Genomic DNA, 19,637 nt, shown 5'->3' with positions numbered 1-19,637 from the left:
ATATGCAGAGCCCTGCATAGTCGTGCAATCACGCGGGATCGCTAATGTGCCGGTGTGGACTCCGATCCCTGGACCCGAGCGCGGCCGCACGTCTACGGGCACCGCGGGGCGCCGGGAGAGGTCCCGGAGAACACGATCGGGTCGTATGCGCGGGCCGCCTCGAGCGGGGTGGAGTACGTCGAGTTCGACCTCGTCTGTACCAAGGACGGACACCTCGTCGACCGGCACGAACCCAACCTCAGCGGCTCGACGGATGTCGCGTCGCATCCGGAGTTCGCCGACCGCCGGCGCAGGGTCGAGTTCGCCGGAGTGGTCGAGGAGGGGTGGTTCACGACCGACTTCACCCTCGAGGAGCTGCGCACCCTGCGGGCCCGCGAGCCGATGCCCGCGCTGCGCCCGCACACTCTCGAGGGCTGCCGTGACTGGGGTATCCCGACGGTCGACGAGGTCCTCGCCCTGCGGGCGCAGGCCAGCGCCGAACGGGGGTGGGAGCTCGGCGTGATCCCCGAGATCAAGCACTCGAGCCTGTTCCACGCCTTGGGCCACGACCCCGAGGCAGCGTTGCTCGCGGCGCTCGACCGCGCCGGCCTCTCCGACGCGGGCGCCCTCGTGCGGATCGAGTCCTTCGAGATGGGCAACCTGGTCCGGCTCCGGCACGAGCTCGGCTGGGCCGGGACTCTCGTGTTCCTCGTCGAGGACGATGGACGGCCGCTCGACCACGTCCTGACGGGGGATCCCCGCACCTTCGCCGATCTCCTCGAACCGCCGTCCCTGGAACGGCTCGCCGGCACCGTCGACGCGATCGGGCCGAGCAAGCACCTCGTCATCGGCCGAACGCGCGAGGACCGGCTCGCCGAGCCGACCTCCCTGGTCGCCGACGCTCACGCGGTGGGCCTCGAGGTGACGCCCTGGACCTTCCGGGCGGAGAACCACTTCCTCCCCGCCGAGCTCCGCGCCGGCACCGATCCCGCCGCCCTCGGGGACTACGCGGCCGAGCTGACCGCCTTCTTCGAGGCGGGCGTCGATGCGGTGTTCTGTGACCAGCCGGCTCTCGCGGTCGAGGTGCGCGACGCATACCTCGCCTCGCGGACCTGACCCGACGATGGTGCGGTGCCGAGCGATCGGCACCGCACCATCGTGACCGGAGCGACCTGGTGCTACGCGTCGCCTCCGGCATTGCCGGACGTGCCGGCGGTGACGTCGTTCAGGCGGTAGCGCCGGGCGGCCTCGGCCGGCACCGACTGCTCCACCTCGCCGCGGTCGGCGAGCACCTGCAGCGCCCGCACCGCGACCGACGGACCGTCGATGTGGAAGAACCGCCGAGCGGCCGGGCGGGTGTCGGAGAAGCCGAAGCCGTCGGCGCCGAGGGAGGCGTAGTCGCCGGGGACCCATTGGGCGATCTGGTCCTGGACCTGGCGCATGTAGTCCGAGACCGCCACGACCGGGCCACGGGTGTCCTGGAGCCGTTGGGTGACGTAGGGCACCCGCGGGCTGTCGCCTGGCTCGAGGAAGTTCTGCCGGTCGGCGTCCATCGCCTCGCGCCGCAGCTCGCTCCACGACGTCACCGACCAGACGTCGGCGACCACGTGCCAGTCCTTGAGGAGCATCTCCTGGGCCTCAAGCGCCCACGGGACCCCGACACCGGAGGCGAGCAGCTGGACACGCGGCGCGTCCTCTCCGACCCCCTCGGTCGAGCCGGGAGCGTAAAGGTACATGCCCTTGAGGATGCCGTCCCGGTCGACGTCCTCCGGCTCGGCCGGCTGCTGCATCGGCTCGTTGTAGACCGTGAGGTAGTAGATGACGTTGCGCTGGTCGTCGGTCAGCGAGTCGTCGGTGCCGTACATCCGGTGCAGGCCGTCCTGGACGATGTGCGCGATCTCGAAGCCGAACGCGGGGTCGTAGGCCACGACCGCGGGATTCGTCGCCGCGAGCAGCGGGGAGTGGCCGTCCGCGTGCTGCAGACCCTCCCCGGTCAGTGTGGTCCGCCCAGCGGTCGCCCCGATGAGGAAACCACGGGTCATCTGGTCGGCCGCCGCCCAGATCCCGTCGCCGGTGCGCTGGAACCCGAACATCGAGTAGAAGATGTAGATCGGGATCATCGGCTCCTGGTGGGTGGAGTACGACGACCCGGCCGCGGTGAAGGCCGCGACCGACCCCGCCTCGTTGATGCCGAGGTGGAGGATCTGGCCCTGCTCGGACTCCTTGTAGGCGAGCATCAGCTCGGCATCCACCGAGGTGTAGCGCTGACCGTGCGGGTTGTAGATCTTGATGGTCGGGAAGAAGCTGTCCATCCCGAAGGTGCGGGCCTCGTCCGGGATGATCGGCACGATCCGGCGGCCGAACTCCTTGTCGCGCATGAGGTCCTTGAGGAGGCGGACGAACGCCATCGTCGTCGCGACCTGCTGCTTGCCCGAGCCCTTCTTGAGCTGAGCGTATGCCGAGTCCTCGGGGAGCGAGATCGGGATGTGCGTGGAACGGCGCTGCGGGATGGGGCCGCCGAGCTGGCGGCGGCGGTCCAGGGCGTACTCGATGACCTCGTCCTTCTCACCCGGGTGGTAGTACGGCGCCTGGTAGGGGTCCTTCTCCAGCGCCGCGTCGTCGATCGGGATGTGGAGGCTGTCGCGGAGGTCCTTGAGGTTGTCGAGGGTGAGCTTCTTCATCTGGTGGGTCGCGTTGCGGCCCGCGAAGCTCGTGCCGAGGCCGTAGCCCTTGATCGTCTTGACGAGGATGACCGTGGGCTGGCCGGTGTGGTGCATCGCCGAGCGGTAGGCCGCGTAGACCTTGTGGTAGTCGTGGCCGCCGCGCTTGAGCTTCCACCAGATGTCCTCGTCGCTCCAGTCCTTGACCATCTTGATCGTCCGCGGGTCGCGGGCGAAGAAGAAGTCGCGGACGTACTTGCCGTCGTTGGCACGGAAGGTCTGGTAGTCGCCGTCACTCGTGGTGTTCATGAGGTGGACGAGCGCACCGTCCTTGTCGGCGGCGAGCAGCGGGTCCCAGCCCCGGCCCCAGACGACCTTGATGACGTTCCACCCTGCACCGCGGAAGAACGCCTCGAGCTCCTGGATGATCTTGCCGTTGCCCCGGACCGGACCGTCGAGACGCTGCAGGTTGCAGTTGACGACGAAGGTGAGGTTGTCCAGCTCCTCCTGGGCCGCGATCTGCAGGCACCCGCGCGACTCGGGCTCGTCCATCTCGCCGTCACCGAGGAAGGCCCAGACGCGCTGGCCGGAGGTGTCCTTGATGCCGCGGTTGTGGAGGTACTTGTTGAACTGCGCCTGGTAGATGGCGTTCATCGGCCCGAGACCCATCGACACCGTCGGGAACTCCCAGAAGTCCGGCATCAGGCGCGGGTGCGGGTAGGAGGGCAGCGCCAGCGGCTTTCCGTCGACGATGTGCGACTTCTCCTGACGGAAGCCGTCGAGGCGCTCCTCGGAGAGCCGGCCCTCGAGGTAGGCGCGGGCGTACATCCCCGGCGAGGCGTGGCCCTGGAAGAAGATCTGGTCGCCGCCGCCCTCGTGGTCCCGGCCCCGGAAGAAGTGGTTGAACCCGACCTCGTAGAGCGTCGCCGCCGAGGCGTACGTCGAGATGTGACCGCCGACCGAGATCTCGGGACGCTGCGCCCGGTGCACGATCATCGCCGCGTTCCACCGCAGGTAGGCACGGAAGCGGCGCTCGACGTCCTCGTCGCCGGGGAACCACGGCTCCTGCTCCGGGCTGATCGTGTTGACGTAGTCGGTGGTCGTCAGCGAGGGGACACCGACCTGGAGTTCGCGAGCCCGTTCGAGGAGGCGGAGCATGACGTAGCGCGCCCGCTGCCGACCGACGTTGGAGATCACGCCGTCGAGCGAGTCGAGCCACTCCTGGGTCTCGGCGGGGTCGATGTCGGGCAGGTGGGCGGGGATGCCGTTGAGGATCGGACCGAGGTCCTCGGCTCGCGTCACGTCGTCTTCCCTTCGTTTGGGTGTCACGTCCGGCGACCACGCGCCGTGGAGTGGAAGAGGTCTCGCGGCCCCATCCTTCCGCACGCGTGGCCGGGCTCACAGTCGAGTCCAACCTACCCCCGTCCGCAGGTATGCGGTCGTCCCGCCTGTCGTCCGACTCACCGGCTGCGCGGTACGACCCTTGTCCGCTCCCGAGACACGTCCTCACCTCGGCGACAGGTGCTCCTCCGATCACGGGACATTGCCGGTGATCGGCGGAGGATCCCGCGCGTAGGGGAGCAAGGGTCGCGGCCGCGTCGGCGGGGGCCGGACCGCTACCGTCCGGCGAGGCGCTCCGCCCGCGTGTAGACGGTGCACCGGGGAGCGCGGGTGAAGGCCACGAGCGTCAGCCCCTCCGCGGCGGCGAGGTCGACGGCGAGCGACGTCGGGGCCGACACCGCCACGAGCATCGGCGCCCCCGCCATCACCGCCTTCTGGACCAGCTCGAAACTCGCCCGGGCCGAGACGACGAGAACGTGCCCCCGCAGCGGCAGCAGACCCTCGCGGGCCGCCCAGCCGATGACCTTGTCGGCCGCGTTGTGCCGGCCGACGTCCTCGCGCACTGCGAGGAGCTCGCCGTCCCCGGTCGCGATCCCGGCCGCGTGCATCCCACCCGTGCGGCTGAAGCCCTTCTGCCGCTCGCGCAGTGCGTCGGGCAGGCCCGCCACGACCTCGGGGTCGACCCGCAGGGCGTCCTGGTCCACGGCATACCGGCTCGCGGCGGCGATCGCGGCGATCTCGTCCGTCCCACAGATGCCGCACGCGCTCGTGACGACCTCGGTCCGCTGCCGGGGCCTGGCGGCGAGAACGGCTCCGGCGCGCAGGGTGACGTCGACGACGTTGAAGGTGGGCGACCCGTCCGCGTCGACGTCGGTGCAGTGCATCATGCCCGCGACGGCGGTCGCATCGTCGAGCACGCCTTCGGTGATCAGATGTCCCAGCGCGAGGTCGAAGTCGTCACCCGGGGTGCGCATCGTCACGGCGACGTCCTCGCGCCGCCGGGCCTGCGCGGGGCCGTGCTCGACGCGGATCTGGAGCGGCTCCTCGACGGCGACGGTCTCGATCCGGTCCAGCCGGGGTGCAGGCGCGGAGGAGTCCAGCCGCGTCGCGCGCACGCGTGCCGTCACCCGTCCCATGCACAGACTGTATGCGAGGCGCACCAGGTCTCTCGCGTCCCGCCGGCGCAGGGCCGGCCGACCGACCCGGCGGCCCGGGCGGGTCGCCCGGGACTGCGGTCGTCGCGCATAGTTGTACCCGTGACAGCGACACCATCGAGCACTCCCTCGGACGCCGGGGGGCCGACCGACGCCGAACCCACTGACACCGAAAGCACTGACGCGGACCCGACGAGCACCGACCCGACGAGCACCGACCCGACGAGCACCGAGCCGACTCACACCGACCGGACCCACACCGAGCCGACCCACACCGAGCCTGCGGTCGTCACCCCCGGGACCGGGGCGCCGGTCGTCGGGGTGTCCCCGCTGCCGGAGGCGCCGAGGACGCCGGTGGTGGACGCCGACCTCGGCCGCGTCGAGCTGTTCGACACCGGCGGTCTGGAGTGGCAACCGGTCTCGCGTCGGCTCGTCACCGCCCGCACCATCACCCTGCTGGCCTGGCTGGTCCCCCTGACAGCCGCCCTCGTGGTGGGAGGGGCGCTCATCTCCGGCTGGCTGTGGGTCGGTGCGGGAGCGCTGGCCCTGGTCATCGTCTGGGGCCTGTGGCTGATCCGCCGTCAGGTGTCGGCGATGAGCTACATCGAGCTGAGCGAGGATCTCGTCGTCCGCAAGGGCCGCCTGTTCCGGCAGGTCTCCAGCGTGCCGTTCGGGCGCCTGCAGTACGTCGACATGCAGTCCGGCCCCCTCGAGAGGAAGCTCGGGATGGCCACCCTGCAGATCTTCACAGCGTCCCCGTCGACCAGCGCGACGATCCCGGGGCTGCCCATCGAGACCGCCGAGCGGATGCGCGAACGCCTCATGGTGCGCGGCGAGGCGCAACGGGCCGGCCTGTGAGCGAGGTGCCCGGGAGCGGGCAGCGGATGAGCGACCCGCGCGGCGGCACCGCTGAGGTCGACTGGCGCCGGCTGCACCCCATCTCACCCTTCCTGCGAGGTGGCGTCATGGTGCTGGCCGTCGGCGGCTACTTCATCTCGCAACGCTTCGAGAGTCTGATCGGCATCCGCTACGGCCCCGAGGCGCCGGAGGACCCGACCTTCGGTAACTTCTGGCTCGCCCTGATCGCGTTCCTCACGCTGGTCGCCCTCGTCGTCCTGTACGGATGGCTGGCCTGGCGGGTGTCCCGGTTCCGGGTCGGCGACCGGACGCTGGAGTACCGCTGGGGGCTGCTCTTCAAACAGCACCGCCAGGTCCGCTACGACCGCATCCAGTCCGTCGACATCAGCCGCCCGCTGCTCGCCCGGCTGTTCGGGCTGGCCCAGGTCGTGGTGCAGTCCGCCGGAGGGTCCGACTCCCACGTGGAGCTCGCCTACCTGACCCTTCCGCGCGCGCTCGAGGTCCGCGACTCGGTGCTGTCGCTCGTCGACGCCGAGGAGCGGGGGCACGGTGTGGCCGACCCGGTCGACCCGCCCGGCCCGGCATCGTTGCAGACTCACCCGACGCCCCTCGGAGCGGCGGCGGGAGAGGCGAGCGGCGCATACCCGACCTCCCGGCTGCAGGGAGAGCTGCGCGGTCGGGTCGCCTCGACGCGCGGCCGACAGGTGCTGCGGACGATGAGTGTGCCGCTCAACCGGGTCGTCCTGTCGCTGCTGTACCACCCCACGACGGTGTTCGTCGTCGTCGCAGTGCCGGCCACGCTCGCCGGGGCGATCTTCGGCTCGGTCGGGGTCCTTCCGGTCCTCTTCGCGATCTTCGTCGGGGCCGTCGTCCCGCAGGTGCGGCGGTTCCTCACCGACGCCAACTTCTCGGTCGACATCGAGACCGACCGCCTCCGCATCACGCACGGCCTGACCGACCAGCGCTCGAACACCGTGCCGCTGGCGCGGATCCAGGCCGTGGAGATCTCGCAGGGCGTGTTCTGGCGCTGGCCGGACTGGTGGCGGATGAAGGTGACGATCGCCGGTGTCGTCGGTGAGAACACCGAGTCTCAGACGACCGCGTTCCCCGTCGGCACCGAGGACGATGTGGTCGACCTCGCGGCGGTCATGCTGCCGGGCCTGGACCGCTCGGCGCTCCTCGCCGGGATGCGCGGGACGGGGAACGAGCCCGGCTTCACGACGTCGAGCCGCCGCTCACGGGTGTTCCAGCCGTTCTCGTGGCGCCGCAACGGGTATGCGGTCACGGACACCGCCCTGGTCCTCCGCCGCGGATGGTTGGCCCGCGTGGTCAGCCTCGTGCCGCATGCGAGGGTGCAGTCGATGCGGATCGAGCAGGGTCCGCTCGACCGGGCCCGCGGCATCGCGTCCGTCCACACCGACCTGACCGCCGGACCGGTCTCGGGCGCCGTGCCGCACCTCGACGTGCCCGAGGCCCACCGTCTCCTGGCCGAACAGAGCTCTCGGTCCGCTTCGGCCCGCACGAAGCTGCCGGGACCACTACGGTTGGATCCGAGGCCAGCCGGTCACGACACTCGGGTCGAGGCCACGACGGAAGGATCTGTGCAGCTGTGAACGCGCCTCCCCATGTGGGATCCGGCACGGGTGGCGAGAAGCTGGGCTTCGCCGCGGGGCACGTCGTCCAGGAGTTCGGGTACGACTTCGACGTCGATGACGACCTGCGCTTCAGCATCGAGGACACGACCGGCAGCGAGCTCGTCGACGAGGACTACGGTGACGTCGCCGACGCGGCGCTGATCTGGTGGCGGGACGACGACGGAGACCTCGTCGACACGCTCGTCGACGCCCTGACCAACCTCGACGACGGCGGCTTCATCGTGCTCCTCACGCCGAAGGCGGGCCGGCTGGGGGAGATCGACATGGCCGACGTGGAGGAGGCCGCCTCGACGGCCGGCCTGCACACCTCGGGCACGGTCAACGCGGCGCCCGAGTGGTCCGCGACGCGGATCGTGGCGCCGAAGTCGCGGCGCTGACGGCGCCGTCACGTGGACCGAGGGCAGCCGCCGCGCCTCCGGCCGCGAATGGGGTGGGCCGCGACCAGCGCATAGGGTTGGCCCCATGACGGACTCCCCTCTCGAGGTCGGCGCGACCGCGCCCGACTTCACCCTCCCGGACCAGAACGGCGTCGAGACCACCCTCTCCGCCTTTCGCGGGTCCAAGAACGTGCTCCTCGTCTTCTACCCGTTCGCCTTCTCCGGCATCTGCACCGGTGAGCTGCATGCCATCCGGGACGACCTCGGCGCCTTCGTCGGAGACGACGTCCAGGTGCTCGCGATCTCGTGCGACCCGGTGTTCTCGCTGCGTGGCTGGGCCGACCTCGAGGCCTACTTCTTCCCGCTCCTGTCCGACTTCTGGCCGCACGGGGAGGTCTCCCGCGCATACGGCGTCTTCCACGAGGCCGGCGGCAACGCGACCCGCGGGACCTTCCTCATCGACACCGACGGCGTCATCCGCTGGACGCTGCACAACCCGCCGGGCGAGGGGCGCGACTTCGGTGAGTACCGCGCGGCCCTCACCCGGCTGCGCGGCGCCGCCTGAGCCCAGTGGCACAATGGCCGGGCACGAAGGGCCTGTAGCTCAGCTGGTAGAGCACCGCGTTTACACCGCGTAGGTCGTCGGTTCGATCCCGGCCGGGCCCACATGAGCGAGCCGTCCGACGATGCCCCGGCCCTCGGCGAGGTGATCGCCGTCCTCGAGCGCGCATACCCCTCCGACAGTGCCCAGTCGTGGGACCGCGTCGGGCTCGTGACCGGTGACCCGGACCAGCCGGTCCGCCGCATCCACCTGGCGCTCGACCCGACGCTCGCCGTCATCGAGGAGGCGCGGTCCGCGGGCGCCGACCTGCTCGTGACCCACCATCCCCTGCTCCTCCGAGGGGTCCACAGCGTCGCGGTGACCTCGGCCAAGGGCGCCTCGGTGACCAACCTCGTCGTGGGCGACATCGCCCTGTACGTGGCGCACACCAACGCCGACGTCGCGGCCGACGGGGTGTGCGTGGCGCTCGCCGAAGCATGCGGAGTGCACGACCTCGAGCCTCTGGTCATCATCGAGGACCGGCCGCTCGGACGGGTCGGACACCTCACCGAACCGATGACGCTGGGCGAGTTCGCCCGCGTCGTCGCGGCCGCCGTGCCCGCCGCGCCGGTCGGCATCCGCGTCGCCGGGCCGCCCGACGCGACCATCCGCCGCGTGGCCGTCCTCGGAGGCTCCGGTGACGACCTGTTCGACGCCGTCCGAACCAGCGGGGCCGACGCCTATGTCACCGCCGACCTGCGGCACCACCCCGCGCTCGAGGCGCGGGAGGAGTCGCGAGGCGGGCCGCCCTATCTCATCGACGCCGGCCACTGGGCGAGCGAGGCGGTCTGGCTGCCGCGTGCCGCGCAGCTCCTGCGCGAGGAGCTCGGCGACCGGGTCGAGGTCGAGGTCAGCGGGGTAGTCACCGACCCGTGGACCTTCGTCGTCCGTCCCTCGTGAGGCCGCTGTTCACATCGCCCGGGCCACGCTGCGGCGCAGCAGCCACGAACCGAGCAGGATGAGGGCGATGGCCATGCCGGCCAGCACGCCGAGCTCGGACAGGACGTCCCCGAGTCCGGCGCCACGGCGCAGGATGTCGGCGAAGGCTTCATAGGCCCAGGCGTGCGGGGTGAGGTTGGCGACCGCGCGCATGGTCTCGGGGAAGAACTCCAGGGGCGACATCGATCCGCCGAGGGCGGCGAGCACGAGGCCGAGGCCGATCCCCACCCCGGCGGCCGCACCCTCGCTGTCGAGCAGCGATCCGACGACCATCGCCGCCCCCGCTGAGACAAGGGAGAACATCAGCAACACGACGAGCGACGCGGACAGGTCACCCCAGTCGACGCCGAAGAGCAGCGACGAGGCCGCCATGATGTAGGCGCCCTGGAAGAACGCGATCGCGAAGCGGCCGAGGACCTGGCCGGCGATGAGCTGGAACGCCGAGACCGGTGCGGCGAGGGTGCGGGAGACCACGCCGAGCCGACGTGCCTGGATCAGTGTCGCCGCGCCGGTGAGCGACGACAGGAACGTGAACAGCAACAGCTGCCCGGACGCGCCGAAGTCGAACTGGCCCATTCCGGAGAACTGCTGCTCGCGCTCGTCGAGGTTGCGCACGACGAGTGTGGGCGCGGAGCTCGAGGCGGTGACGTCGTCCAAGGTCGCCTCGGCCAGGGCACGATCCACCCCTCGCGAGGTCAGCGCGGTGACCTGTCCTTCACGGGTCTGCAGCCCGGAGAGGACGGAGGTCACCTGGCGCTGGACGAGCGGGGCGGTCGCCTGGGAACCGAGGACGGCTTCGACGCCCACGTCGCCCGACCCGTATGCGGCGGCCGCCTCGTCGTCGACGACCAGCACGATGTCGGCCCGCCCCCGGGCCAGCTGCTCGAGCGCACTCTCCCGATCCCGGACGGCGACGCGCACGTCCGCCTCCTGCAGTCCCGTGATCAGGTCGGCACGCAGCGGGGACTCGGTTCCGACCACCAGGGCGCGACGCGCGGAGGCGTCCTCGCCGAACTGCAGGCCGATCATCAGGACGAGGAGCAGCGGCAGGATGAGCGCGAAGAAGATGTTCGACCGGTCGCGGAGGAACCGGCGCAGCTCGGTGCCGGCGATGGCGAGCACGGTGCTCATGACACCACCCCCCGATCAGGGATGACTCGGGAGAGCACGACCATCACCACGGCGAAGCCGAGCATGATCATGACGGGCACCGTGATGTCGGTGAGCCCTCCACCGCCCGACGTGATCCCGAGGCCGCGCATGAAGGCCGCGATGGGGTTGAGGTCGAGCAGGGTGCCCAGGGCGCCCGACGCGGAGATCGGCGTGAAGGCCCCGCCGCCGATCCCGAGGACGAGGGCCACGATGGACGCCGCGACGCTGGCCTGCTCGGCGGTGCGCGCGACCCGCACGACGAGGAACATCACCGACGTGGCGGCGAGCACGACGGAGACGACGATGACTCCGACCGGCACGGGCGAACCGAAGTCGACGTCGAACATGGCACCCCCCACGGTGAGCAGCACGGTCGTCGCGACGATACCCAGGACGAAGCTCACCAGGGCCTTGGCCGCGACGATGAGCCAGGATGCCATCGGCATGGACCGCAACCGTGCCAGCGTGCCGTTCTGCCGCTCCTCGATCAGGCCCAGGACACCGAAGCTCACGGTGAAGAGCAGGAAGAGCCCGGTCTGGCCGGCGACGAGCGCGGCGGCGGGGCTCAGCTGCTGGGTCGCCGCCTCGCCGGGGACCACGGTGAAGGCAGGGCCGCCGGAGGCGACCTCGGCCGCGACCGCCTCGAGCTCGTCCGGCGGCACCCCGGCAGCCGCCGCCGCACCCACGGTGACGGACTGCGCGTGCAGCCGAGCCAGCGCCCCGTCGACGACCGAGAGCGCGATGGCCGTCTCGACCGAGCTCTCGCCCTCGCTCACCGTCACCGCGACGTCCTCGCCCTCGGACACGGCAGCGCCGAACCCGGCGGGAACCTCGATCCCGAGGGCGGCACGCCCGTCGTCGACCGCCTCGGACACCTCGTCGGACGGCAGCTCCAGCACCGTGACGGCGACCCCGCCGTCGGTCTCGTCGAGGCCGTCCAGCACGTCAGGTACGACCGAGGCGAGAGGGTCGTCGGCCGGCGTCGAGACCGCGACCGTGACCGGTTGCAGGTCGAGGTCCTGCGAGGTTCCGAAGATCAGGTTGAACACCCCCATGAGGGCGAGCGGGACGACGAAGGCGAACAACAGGACCGACTTGTCCCGGATCCGCTGACGCAGGTCGGAGAGGGTCATCGTCAGCAGGTGCGACATCTCGGCCCTCCTCAGTCCCGAAGTGCGCGGCCGGTCAGGTGCAGGAAGACCGACTCCAGGTCGGGACGAGAGATCTCGACCCCGGTCAAGGCCATTCCGGCCGCCGACGCGGTGGTGACGACCTCCGCGACCCGAGCGGGCGCATCGTGGACGAGCAGGGTCAGCTCGTGCGGGCCGGCGTCGACGCGCTCGACGTGGGGGAGGGCCCGCAGCGCGGCGGACACCTCTGGTCCGATGGCGGAGCCGGAGAGTCGCACGGTGTCCGCCTCGGCGGTGAGCCGGAGGAGGTCATCGCGGGTTCCCTCGGCCTGCAGCGTCCCCGAGTCGATGATGCCGATGCGGTCGCAGAGCCGTTCGGCCTCCTCCATGTAGTGCGTCGTGTAGAGGACCGCCATCCCTTCGACCGACAGCGCCTCGACCGACTCGAGGATCGCGTTGCGCGACTGGGGGTCGACCCCGACCGTGGGTTCGTCGAGGATGAGCAGCCGCGGATGGTGCAGCAGGCCGATCCCGATGTTGAGCCGTCGCTTCATCCCACCGGAGAACTCCTTGGTGGGTCCCTTGGCGCGGTCGGACAGTCCGAGCAGCTCGAGCACCTCGGCGACCCGGTCGCTCAGAGCCGACCCGCGCATACCCTGCAGCCGTCCGAAGAACGCGAGGTTCTCCCGGGCGCTCAGCTCGGGGTAGATCGCGAGGTCCTGAGGGACCAGTCCGATGTGACGTTTGGGGGCGACGGCCTGGGGTCCCATGCGCTCGCCGGCGACGGTCACCTCACCGGCATCGGCTGCGAGGAGGCCGGCGATGATCGAGATCGTCGTCGTCTTGCCCGCTCCGTTCGGCCCGAGCAGCCCGTAGGTCTCACCGGGGGCGATGTGGAACGACACCCCGTCCACGGCCGTCAGGTCGCCGAACCGGCGCACCACCCCGTCGACGACGAGCACGTCGGGAGCGCTACGGACCGCTGCGGGCTGGCTCATGAGTCGTCCTGTGGTCGCGGGGTGACGATCGGCGTATCGATCGTATGCGCGGGACGGGACGCCTGGGACGCGGGGGCCGGAGGTAGGGTCGGAGCGATGCGTCCCTCAGGCGACGCCCACCGGACACTCGTCACGAGGAGAGCACGACCCACCGTGAAGGCATCCCCCGACCAGCAGCAGCGGCTGCTCGACCTGCAGGCGATCGACACCCGGCTCGACCAGATCGAGCACGCCCGCACCCACCTTCCCCAGCTCGCCGAGCTCGAGGACCTTCGCCGCAACGCCGAGGTCGTCGGCGCGGAGCACGTACGCGTCCGGACCGCGCACGACGACGTCCAGCGCGAGCTGCGCAAGTCGGAGGCAGACGTGCAGCAGGTCAGGGACCGCGCGGCCCGAGACGAGGCAAGACTCGCGTCCGGCACGGGCACCGCGAAGGACCTGCAGGCGCTCCAGCACGAGCTCGAGTCCCTGGCCCGGCGCCAGCGCGAGCTCGAGGACGTCGAGCTCGAGGTCATGGAACGCGCCGAGGCGATCGAGTCCGACCTCTCGGAGCTCGAGGCCGGGGTCGAGCGGGTGGCCACCCAGATCCGCGAGCTCGAGGCGTCCCGCGACGAGGCTCTCGCCCGGCTCGACGCCGAAGCCGCAGAGGTCGCCGCGCCGCGCACGGCCGTCGCCGCAGAGGTGGGCACCGAGCTCGTCACCCTGTACGACCGGATCCGTACCCAGAGCGGGGGCACGGGTGCTGCGGCGCTGCGGCAGCGCCGCTGCGGAGGGTGCCAGCTCGAGCTCAATGCCGTCGATCTCGGCCGGATCAAGGCTGCGGCCGAAGACGAGGTGCTCCGCTGCGAGGAGTGCCGCCGGATCCTCGTCCGCACCCCGGAGTCGGGGCTCTGAGTCGATGGGTCGTGCCCTCCTCGTCTACGCCGACGGCGGGTCACGGGGGAACCCCGGGGTGGCCGGGTACGGCGCCGTCGTACTCGATGCAGCCTCCGGTGACCTCCTGGCCGAGCGGGCCGAGCCGCTCGGGCTGGCCTCGAACAACGTGGCCGAGTACTCCGGCCTGATCGCGGGACTGCATGCTGCGGCGACGATCGACCCCGGTGCCGACGTCGAGGTGCGCCTCGACTCCAAGCTCGTCGTCGAGCAGCTGAGCGGCCGGTGGAAGATCAAGCACGAGGACATGCGCCGGCTCGCTCTGCAGGCCCGCGAGCTCTCCCGATCCATCGAGGCCGCCGGCGGGTCGGTGACGTATGCGTGGGTCCCCCGCGCCGAGAACACCGCCGCCGACCGTCTCTCCAACGTCGCCATGGACGGGGAGTCCGTCTCGCGCGACCTGTGGCTCGAGGATGCGGACGCACAGGATGCTCCGGCGGACGATCCTTCGGTGAATCCCGCGTCCGCCGGGATCGGGGCGCCGGTCCGAGCGCCGGTCATCGCCCAGGCTATGGGCACCGGCGCGGGGCGGCCGGACCGGGGCGCCGTCACCCGTATCGTCCTGGTCCGACACGGCGTCACGAGCTTCACCGAGGAAGCCCGGCTCGACGGGCGCGGCGGACTCGATCCGTCGCTCTCGGAGCGTGGTCGGGAGCAGGCCCGCCGCGCCGCCGAGTCGGTCTCCGCGCTCGTGGCCGGCGTGCCCACCCGGGTCGTCACCTCCTCGCTCGCCCGTGCGGTCGAGACCGGAGCATTCATCGCCGACGCTCTCGCGGTGGACCCGGAGGTCGACGCCGACTTCGACGAGCAGGGCTTCGGGGACTGGGACGGCGCGGCGATCGCCGACCTGCTGCAAAGTGTCCCGCACGACCTGCTCCGCTTCCGCGACGACCCGACCTATGCGCGCCCGGGAGGCGAGAGCCATCTGGAGCTGCAGGAGCGGGTGAGTGCCGCATACGAGAGGGTCGTCGGCGCAGGCGGGACGACCGTCGTCGTCTCGCACCGCAAGGCGATCATGTGCGTGATGGCGCACGTGCTCGGGCTCACCCCGGCCGCCTCGTGGCGGCTGGCTGCGGCGCCCGGGTCCCTCCACGCGATCGAGGTGTGGGAGGACGGGACGACCTCGGTCGCGTTCACGAACCGGACCTGAGCCGCGCGACGGGGCGCACCGCTCCTACTCTTGCCGCATGGACCCGACCCAGTCGGAGGCGCTCTCGGCGGACACCCTCGCCGTGCGCGCCGGCCTGCGCCGCAGCGAGTTCGACGAGACGGCCGAGGCGCTGTACCTCACCTCTGGCTTCGTCTACTCCTCCGCGGAGGAGGCCGAGGCGGCCTTCAAGGACGAGATCGACAAGTTCATCTATTCGAGGTACGGCAACCCGACCGTGGCGATGTTCGAGGAGCGGATGCGGCGTGTCGAGGGGGCGCAGGCGTGTTTCGCCACGGCGTCGGGCATGTCGGCGGTCTTCGTCGCGCTCGCCGCGCTCTGTGGCGCCGGCTCCCGGCTGGTCGCCTCGAGGGCACTGTTCGGGTCATGCTTCGTGATCGTCGACGAGATCCTGCCCCGGTGGGGCGTCGAGACCGTCCTCGTGGACGGCTCTGACCTCGCCCAGTGGGAGGCCGCGCTGGACCGCGAGACCGCCGCCGTGTTCTTCGAGACGCCGAGCAACCCGATGCAGGAGCTCGTCGACATCCGCGCGGTCTCCGACCTCGCGCACGCCGTCGGGGCGCAGGTCGTCGTCGACAACGTCTTCGGCACCCCGGTGTTCTCCAAGCCGCTCCAACACGGCGCCGACATCGTCGTGTACTCCACCACCAAGCACATCGACGGGGGCGGTCGCGTGCTCGGCGGCGCGATCCTCGGGCCCGAGGAGTTCATCTCGGGTCCGGTGAAGAACCTCATGCGGCACACCGGGCCGGCCATGTCGCCGTTCAACGCGTGGGTCAATGTCAAAGGGCTGGAGACGCTGCGGCTGCGGGTCGAGCAGCAGGCCCGGTCCGCGCTCGCCCTCGCCGAGCACCTCGAGCGGCACCCGCGTGTCGTCGACGTGCGCTACCCGTGGCTGCCGTCGCACCCCCAGCACGAGCTGGCCAGACGACAGATGCTCGGGGGCGGCACGATCGTGACGTTCACCATCGACGGCGGTAAGGACGAGGCGTTCACGGTGATGAACGCCCTGCAGCTCGTGGACATCTCGAACAACCTCGGCGACGCCAAGTCTCTGACGACCCACCCCGCGACGACGACACACCGCCGGCTCACCCCCGAGGCGCGCGCGGCCGCCGGCATCACCGACGGGACGATCCGGATCTCGCTCGGGCTGGAGGACACCGGCGACCTCATCGCCGACGTCGACCGGGCGCTCGGGTTCGCTGCGTCCGGCTGACGCGAGGTGGGTCGCTCAGCCGGCCTTCGCGACGCCGGAGTACGTGCCGCCCACGGCGACCTGGGCGTCGGCCCGCAGCACGGCCCGCGCGTCCTCTCCATCGAGGATCACCGTCGCCTCGATCCCGCCCCCGACCCGAGTCACACCGGCATAGCTGAGCGCTCCCGTCGCCGGCTCCCCGAGCACCTCGCCGGTGAAGGCGCCCTCGAACCGGAAGACGTCGAAGAACGTCCCTGGCGGTGCTGCAAGGGCGCTCTCGCAGGGGGCGAAGATCACTGCGGTCGTGGTGCCGATGGCGTCACCGTCCACGGGACCGGAGAACGAGAGCGTGCCGTTCACCGTGAACTCACACTTGTTCCCGCGAACGTCGCGGGCCTGCAGTGACTGGAAGTCGACGGAGGCGACGAAGCCGCCCTCGACCCCCTGCGCGGCCGGACCCGCGGCCGGCGTCGCCGCATGGGTGGCGGCGTGTGCGCCCGCGGCGGGTGCGAGCAGAGCGCCCGTCGCGACCGCGGCGGCGAGTCCTCGTCTCAGGCGGGTTTCCATCGTCGTCCCCTCTCGTCGGCGGTCTCCCGAGTGTGGCAGCCGCAGCGTCGTGGCGGAAGGGTTCGGGCCGGTCGAGGCGCCAGTGGCTGTCCCAGACCGCGGGCTCAGCGGTCAGAGACGGCGAGCGTCCAGGGCCGACCGGAGCGGGCCGGGACCGTCAGGTCGACCTGGAACCGGTGCCGCAGCACCTCGGCGAGGGCGGGCACGGACCGCGGGTCGGCGCCCGCCACGAGCAGCTGTCGGGCGACGAGGCCGCGGGTGTGTTTGGCCATGTGCGAGGCGCCGGGGACGGTGACCGCGGCCCACCGGTCCGACAGCTCGGGTCCGGGCGTCCAGGCCGAGACGTAGGCGCTGGACCGGCAGTCGACGATGCACCCTCTGCCGACCGCCGGTGGGAGGACCGCCTCGAGGTGCGGGCGCCAGGCCTTCGCGAGCGGTCCCACGCCGGGCAGGTCGACACCCATCGCGAGCCGGTATGGCGCGATCGCGTCACCGAGCCGGATGGCGCCGTAGAGCGCGGAGACGACGACGACCCATCGGTTCGCGCGCCGCTTGGCGGCCGGGGACAGTGTGGCGACGTCGAGCGCGTCGTAGAGGACGCCGGTGTAGACCTCGCGGGCCGGCATGGCCGGTGCGGTCGCCAGGTCGAGGTTGCGGGCGATCTCGTCGAGGAGGTTGGGGCTGACCCCGAGCAGCCGTGGCGCGTCGAGTGACCCGCTCACTGCGGCGAGCGCCGCCGCCACCGTGCTCCGCTGCCCGGCGAGCTCCGGGAAGGACCAGGAGGAGGGGTCGACGGGCCGTCCGCGCCGTCGCCCGGACTTGGACTCCGACGGTGGCAGCAGGATGAGCACGGCCCCACGATAGGTGGGTGCGGGTGGGCTACCCTCCCGGGGGTATGGCCACCCTCCTCGTCGTCCACCACAGCCCGACCGGGTCGGTCCGGCGGCTAACCGAGGGCGTGCTCGCGGGGGCCGGTGACGAGGCGATCGAGGGGGTCACCGTCGTCGAGCGCGCGGCGCTGGACCCGGACGCCGACGAGTTGCTCGCCGCGGACGCCGTCGTCCTCGTCACGCCCGCCAACTTCGGGTACATGAGCGGCGCGCTGAAGCACTACCTGGACACGGTGTTCCTCGAGGTCGGGGGAGCCCTGGCCGACGACGGCGGTGCGGGCGACGGTGGCGGGGGCCGTCGGCTGCCGTTCGGCCTCGTCGTGCACGGTCGCTACGACACGACCGGCGCAGAGCGTTCGGTGCTGGCCATCGTCAAGGCGCTCGGCTGGCGGCAGTCCGCGGACGTGCTCGCCGTCCTCGGTGACGTGGGCGAGCAGGAGGTGAGCGCCGCATACGAGCTGGGCGCGACCCTCGCCGCACTCGCCGGTGAGGGCTGACAAGACCTCACCCGCCGGTAGGTTGGCGGGATGCCGAAGCGCCACATTTCCGCGACGCGACGAGACCATCGGCCGCTGGAGGTCGGCGACGAGCTGCGGCGCCGGTTCGACGCCATCCGCGCCGAGCAGGAGGTGCAGGAGCAGTTCCCCCCGGAGGTCCTCGCGGAAGCGGAGGACGTCCGGGAGCGGGCGCGGAACCTGCCCGACCGCGACGAGACGGCGGTCCCCTTCATCACCATCGACCCGCCCGGCTCGATGGACCTCGACCAGGCGCTGCACATCGAGGGGGACGACTCGCACGAGGGCGGCGGCTTCCGGGTTCGCTACGCGATCGCCGACGTGCCGGCCTTCGTCAAGCCGAACGGGCCGATCGACCGGGAGTCCCGTCGCCGCGGGCAGACGATCTACGCGCCGGACCGGCGCACGCCGCTGCACCCCCCCGTCCTCAGTGAGGGCGCGGCGAGTCTGCTGCCCGATCAGGTGGCGCCGGCCTACGTCTGGGACATCCGGCTCGGCGCCGACGGCTCGGTCCGCACGGGCACGGTCTACCGCGCGATGGTGCGCTCGGTGGAGCGCTTCGACTACGAGACGGTGCAACGACTGGCGGATGGGGGCACGGCCGAGGGCACGATCGCACTGCTCGCGCGAGTGGGACCGCTCCGAATGGAGCGCGAGCTCGCGCGCGGCGGAGCAAGCCTGCCGATGCCGGAGCAGCAGGTGCTCCGCGACGACGACGGCACGTACTCGCTGCGCTTCCGGCCGCCGCTCGCGAGTGAGGAGTGGAACGCCCAGATCTCGCTCCTCACCGGGATGGTGGCCGCCGACATCATGCTGCGCCACCGTGTCGGCATCCTGCGCACGCTGCCGCCGCCGACGAAGAAGACCGTGGCCATGTTCCGGCGCAGCGCGCGCGCCGTCGGCGTCCCGTGGCGCAAGGACGTACCGTACGGCGCGTTCCTCCGCTCCCTGGACCGCACGAACCCGATGCACCTGGCGCTCATCTTCGAGGCGACGGCTCTCTTCCGCGGGTCGGGCTACACGGTCATGCGCGGTGAAGTCCCCGACCAGCCGTCGCACGCCGCGGTGGCGGCACCGTACGCCCACGTCACCGCCCCGTTACGGAGGCTCGTCGACCGCTTCGGCCTGCTGGTGTGTGCAGCGCTCGAGACCGGCCAGGACGTCCCGCAGTGGGTGACGGACGCACTGCCCACCCTGCCCGACGTCATGACGGCGACCGGTCGGCGGGCCTCCGCCGTGGAACGGGCGGCCGCCGACGCCGTCGAGGCCGCCGTGCTGCGCGACGACGTCGGGCGCACGTTCCCGGCGGTCGTCGTCGACCGAGTCGGACCCCGGGACGACGCGGACGTCGTCCTCCAGGTGCTCGAGCCCGCCGTCATCGCCCGCGCCGAGGGCACCGCCCGGCTGGGCACCGACGTCACTGCCGAGCTCGCCGTCGCGGAGATCGAGACGAGCACCGTCCGCTTCCGGCTCGCCGGACGTGCGACGTGACCAGCGCATACCGCCGCTAGACTGGTGCGTG

At 71.5% G+C, this 19,637-nt stretch carries 18 protein-coding genes and 1 tRNA gene; 12 read left to right on the top strand and 7 right to left on the bottom strand.

Annotated features, from left to right (window positions below):
- Positions 1-54 precede the first annotated feature (54 nt).
- Positions 55-1,095, top strand: coding sequence for a glycerophosphodiester phosphodiesterase family protein (locus tag GA707_RS08875; protein ID WP_152178060.1), 1,041 nt, complete (start codon positions 55-57; stop codon positions 1,093-1,095).
- Positions 1,096-1,157: 62 nt separating this feature from the next.
- On the opposite strand, the gene aceE is transcribed toward GA707_RS08875, so the two are convergent.
- The gene (gene aceE, locus GA707_RS08870; protein WP_152178059.1) at positions 1,158-3,941 is read right to left on the bottom strand and encodes a pyruvate dehydrogenase (acetyl-transferring), homodimeric type; all 2,784 of its coding nucleotides are present in this window, start codon (positions 3,939-3,941) and stop codon (positions 1,158-1,160) included.
- 314 nt (positions 3,942-4,255) lie between these two features.
- The gene (gene fdhD, locus GA707_RS08865; RefSeq protein ID WP_152178058.1) at positions 4,256-5,116 is read right to left on the bottom strand and encodes a formate dehydrogenase accessory sulfurtransferase FdhD; all 861 of its coding nucleotides are present in this window, start codon (positions 5,114-5,116) and stop codon (positions 4,256-4,258) included.
- A gap of 120 nt (positions 5,117-5,236) precedes the next feature.
- Between fdhD and GA707_RS08860 the strand changes: the two genes are divergently transcribed.
- The 6 genes from GA707_RS08860 (at position 5,237) to GA707_RS08835 (ending at position 9,525) form a co-directional block, all read left to right on the top strand.
- Positions 5,237-5,992, top strand: a complete 756-nt coding sequence (locus tag GA707_RS08860; RefSeq protein WP_370460022.1) for a PH domain-containing protein — start codon at positions 5,237-5,239, stop codon at positions 5,990-5,992.
- Positions 5,989-7,605 carry a PH domain-containing protein gene (locus GA707_RS08855; protein ID WP_152178057.1) on the top strand — a complete coding sequence of 539 codons (1,617 nt, stop codon included), beginning with the start codon at positions 5,989-5,991 and terminating at the stop codon, positions 7,603-7,605. The genes GA707_RS08860 and GA707_RS08855 overlap by 4 nt, the downstream gene beginning before the upstream one ends.
- Positions 7,602-8,024, top strand: coding sequence for a DUF3052 domain-containing protein (locus GA707_RS08850; protein WP_226963651.1), 423 nt, complete (start codon positions 7,602-7,604; stop codon positions 8,022-8,024). The genes GA707_RS08855 and GA707_RS08850 overlap by 4 nt, the downstream gene beginning before the upstream one ends.
- 85 nt (positions 8,025-8,109) lie before the next feature.
- Positions 8,110-8,589 carry a peroxiredoxin gene (locus GA707_RS08845; protein ID WP_152178056.1) on the top strand — a complete coding sequence of 160 codons (480 nt, stop codon included), beginning with the start codon at positions 8,110-8,112 and terminating at the stop codon, positions 8,587-8,589.
- A 28-nt stretch (positions 8,590-8,617) separates the two neighbouring features.
- A tRNA-Val gene (locus GA707_RS08840) sits at positions 8,618-8,690 on the top strand.
- A 1-nt stretch (position 8,691) separates the two neighbouring features.
- Entirely contained in the window at positions 8,692-9,525 is an 834-nt protein-coding gene (locus GA707_RS08835) for a Nif3-like dinuclear metal center hexameric protein (RefSeq protein WP_152178055.1), read from the top strand.
- Positions 9,526-9,534: 9 nt separating this feature from the next.
- On the opposite strand, the gene GA707_RS08830 is transcribed toward GA707_RS08835, so the two are convergent.
- From GA707_RS08830 to GA707_RS08820, 3 genes are read right to left on the bottom strand one after another with little or no spacing between them, the layout of a single operon-like run.
- Positions 9,535-10,695, bottom strand: a complete 1,161-nt coding sequence (locus GA707_RS08830; RefSeq protein ID WP_152178054.1) for an ABC transporter permease — start codon at positions 10,693-10,695, stop codon at positions 9,535-9,537.
- Positions 10,692-11,867 carry an ABC transporter permease gene (locus tag GA707_RS08825; RefSeq protein WP_226963650.1) on the bottom strand — a complete coding sequence of 392 codons (1,176 nt, stop codon included), beginning with the start codon at positions 11,865-11,867 and terminating at the stop codon, positions 10,692-10,694. The genes GA707_RS08830 and GA707_RS08825 overlap by 4 nt, the downstream gene beginning before the upstream one ends.
- Before the next feature lie 11 nt (positions 11,868-11,878).
- On the bottom strand, positions 11,879-12,844 hold the full coding sequence (locus GA707_RS08820; protein WP_152178053.1) for an ABC transporter ATP-binding protein: 966 nt from the start codon (positions 12,842-12,844) through the stop codon (positions 11,879-11,881).
- 153 nt (positions 12,845-12,997) lie between these two features.
- Here GA707_RS08820 and GA707_RS08815 point away from each other — a divergent pair, with 153 nt between their 5' ends.
- From GA707_RS08815 to GA707_RS08805, 3 genes are read left to right on the top strand one after another with little or no spacing between them, the layout of a single operon-like run.
- Entirely contained in the window at positions 12,998-13,738 is a 741-nt protein-coding gene (locus GA707_RS08815; RefSeq protein ID WP_152178052.1) for a zinc ribbon domain-containing protein, read from the top strand.
- 4 nt (positions 13,739-13,742) lie between these two features.
- Positions 13,743-14,927, top strand: a complete 1,185-nt coding sequence (locus tag GA707_RS08810) for a bifunctional RNase H/acid phosphatase (protein ID WP_152178051.1) — start codon at positions 13,743-13,745, stop codon at positions 14,925-14,927.
- Between the two features lie 37 nt (positions 14,928-14,964).
- Positions 14,965-16,164 (top strand): O-succinylhomoserine sulfhydrylase, encoded by a 1,200-nt coding sequence (locus GA707_RS08805; RefSeq protein WP_152178050.1) that lies wholly within the window; start codon positions 14,965-14,967, stop codon positions 16,162-16,164.
- 15 nt (positions 16,165-16,179) lie between these two features.
- Here the strand turns inward: GA707_RS08805 and GA707_RS08800 are convergent, their stop codons facing one another.
- Both GA707_RS08800 and GA707_RS08795 read right to left on the bottom strand, forming a co-directional pair.
- On the bottom strand, positions 16,180-16,710 hold the full coding sequence (locus GA707_RS08800; protein WP_152178049.1) for a hypothetical protein: 531 nt from the start codon (positions 16,708-16,710) through the stop codon (positions 16,180-16,182).
- Positions 16,711-16,814: 104 nt separating this feature from the next.
- Positions 16,815-17,561, bottom strand: a complete 747-nt coding sequence (locus GA707_RS08795) for a YaaA family protein (RefSeq protein ID WP_152178048.1) — start codon at positions 17,559-17,561, stop codon at positions 16,815-16,817.
- 44 nt (positions 17,562-17,605) lie between these two features.
- Here GA707_RS08795 and GA707_RS08790 point away from each other — a divergent pair, with 44 nt between their 5' ends.
- Together GA707_RS08790 and GA707_RS08785 are read left to right on the top strand one after the other, a co-directional pair.
- A complete protein-coding gene (locus tag GA707_RS08790; protein ID WP_152178047.1) occupies positions 17,606-18,097 on the top strand; it encodes a flavodoxin family protein in 492 nt (163 codons plus the stop codon).
- 30 nt (positions 18,098-18,127) lie between these two features.
- Positions 18,128-19,606: an RNB domain-containing ribonuclease gene (locus GA707_RS08785; protein WP_152178046.1), complete on the top strand. Its 1,479-nt coding sequence runs from the start codon at positions 18,128-18,130 to the stop codon at positions 19,604-19,606.
- The last annotated feature ends 31 nt before the right edge of the window (positions 19,607-19,637 follow it).

The sequence above is a fragment of the Nostocoides sp. F2B08 genome (assembly GCF_009184895.1).
Lineage (GTDB): Bacteria > Actinomycetota > Actinomycetes > Actinomycetales > Dermatophilaceae > F2B08.
The sequence above is the reverse complement of the archived record's forward strand: the minus strand, read 5'-3'. Positions and strand labels throughout refer to the sequence as shown.

Bases quoted from the DNA above. Each gene is read 5' to 3' on its own strand.
- GA707_RS08825 (WP_226963650.1), bottom strand. From the start codon at position 11,867: ATGTCGCACCTGCTGACGATGACCCTCTCCGACCTGCGTCAGCGGATC.
- fdhD (WP_152178058.1), bottom strand. From the start codon at position 5,116: ATGGGACGGGTGACGGCACGCGTGCGCGCGACGCGGCTGGACTCCTCC.
- GA707_RS08800 (WP_152178049.1), bottom strand. From the start codon at position 16,710: ATGGAAACCCGCCTGAGACGAGGACTCGCCGCCGCGGTCGCGACGGGC.
- GA707_RS08820 (WP_152178053.1), bottom strand. From the start codon at position 12,844: ATGAGCCAGCCCGCAGCGGTCCGTAGCGCTCCCGACGTGCTCGTCGTC.
- GA707_RS08805 (WP_152178050.1), top strand. From the start codon at position 14,965: ATGGACCCGACCCAGTCGGAGGCGCTCTCGGCGGACACCCTCGCCGTG.
- GA707_RS08810 (WP_152178051.1), top strand. From the start codon at position 13,743: ATGGGTCGTGCCCTCCTCGTCTACGCCGACGGCGGGTCACGGGGGAAC.
- GA707_RS08785 (WP_152178046.1), top strand. From the start codon at position 18,128: ATGCCGAAGCGCCACATTTCCGCGACGCGACGAGACCATCGGCCGCTG.
- GA707_RS08830 (WP_152178054.1), bottom strand. From the start codon at position 10,695: ATGAGCACCGTGCTCGCCATCGCCGGCACCGAGCTGCGCCGGTTCCTC.
- GA707_RS08790 (WP_152178047.1), top strand. From the start codon at position 17,606: ATGGCCACCCTCCTCGTCGTCCACCACAGCCCGACCGGGTCGGTCCGG.
- GA707_RS08835 (WP_152178055.1), top strand. From the start codon at position 8,692: ATGAGCGAGCCGTCCGACGATGCCCCGGCCCTCGGCGAGGTGATCGCC.
- GA707_RS08845 (WP_152178056.1), top strand. From the start codon at position 8,110: ATGACGGACTCCCCTCTCGAGGTCGGCGCGACCGCGCCCGACTTCACC.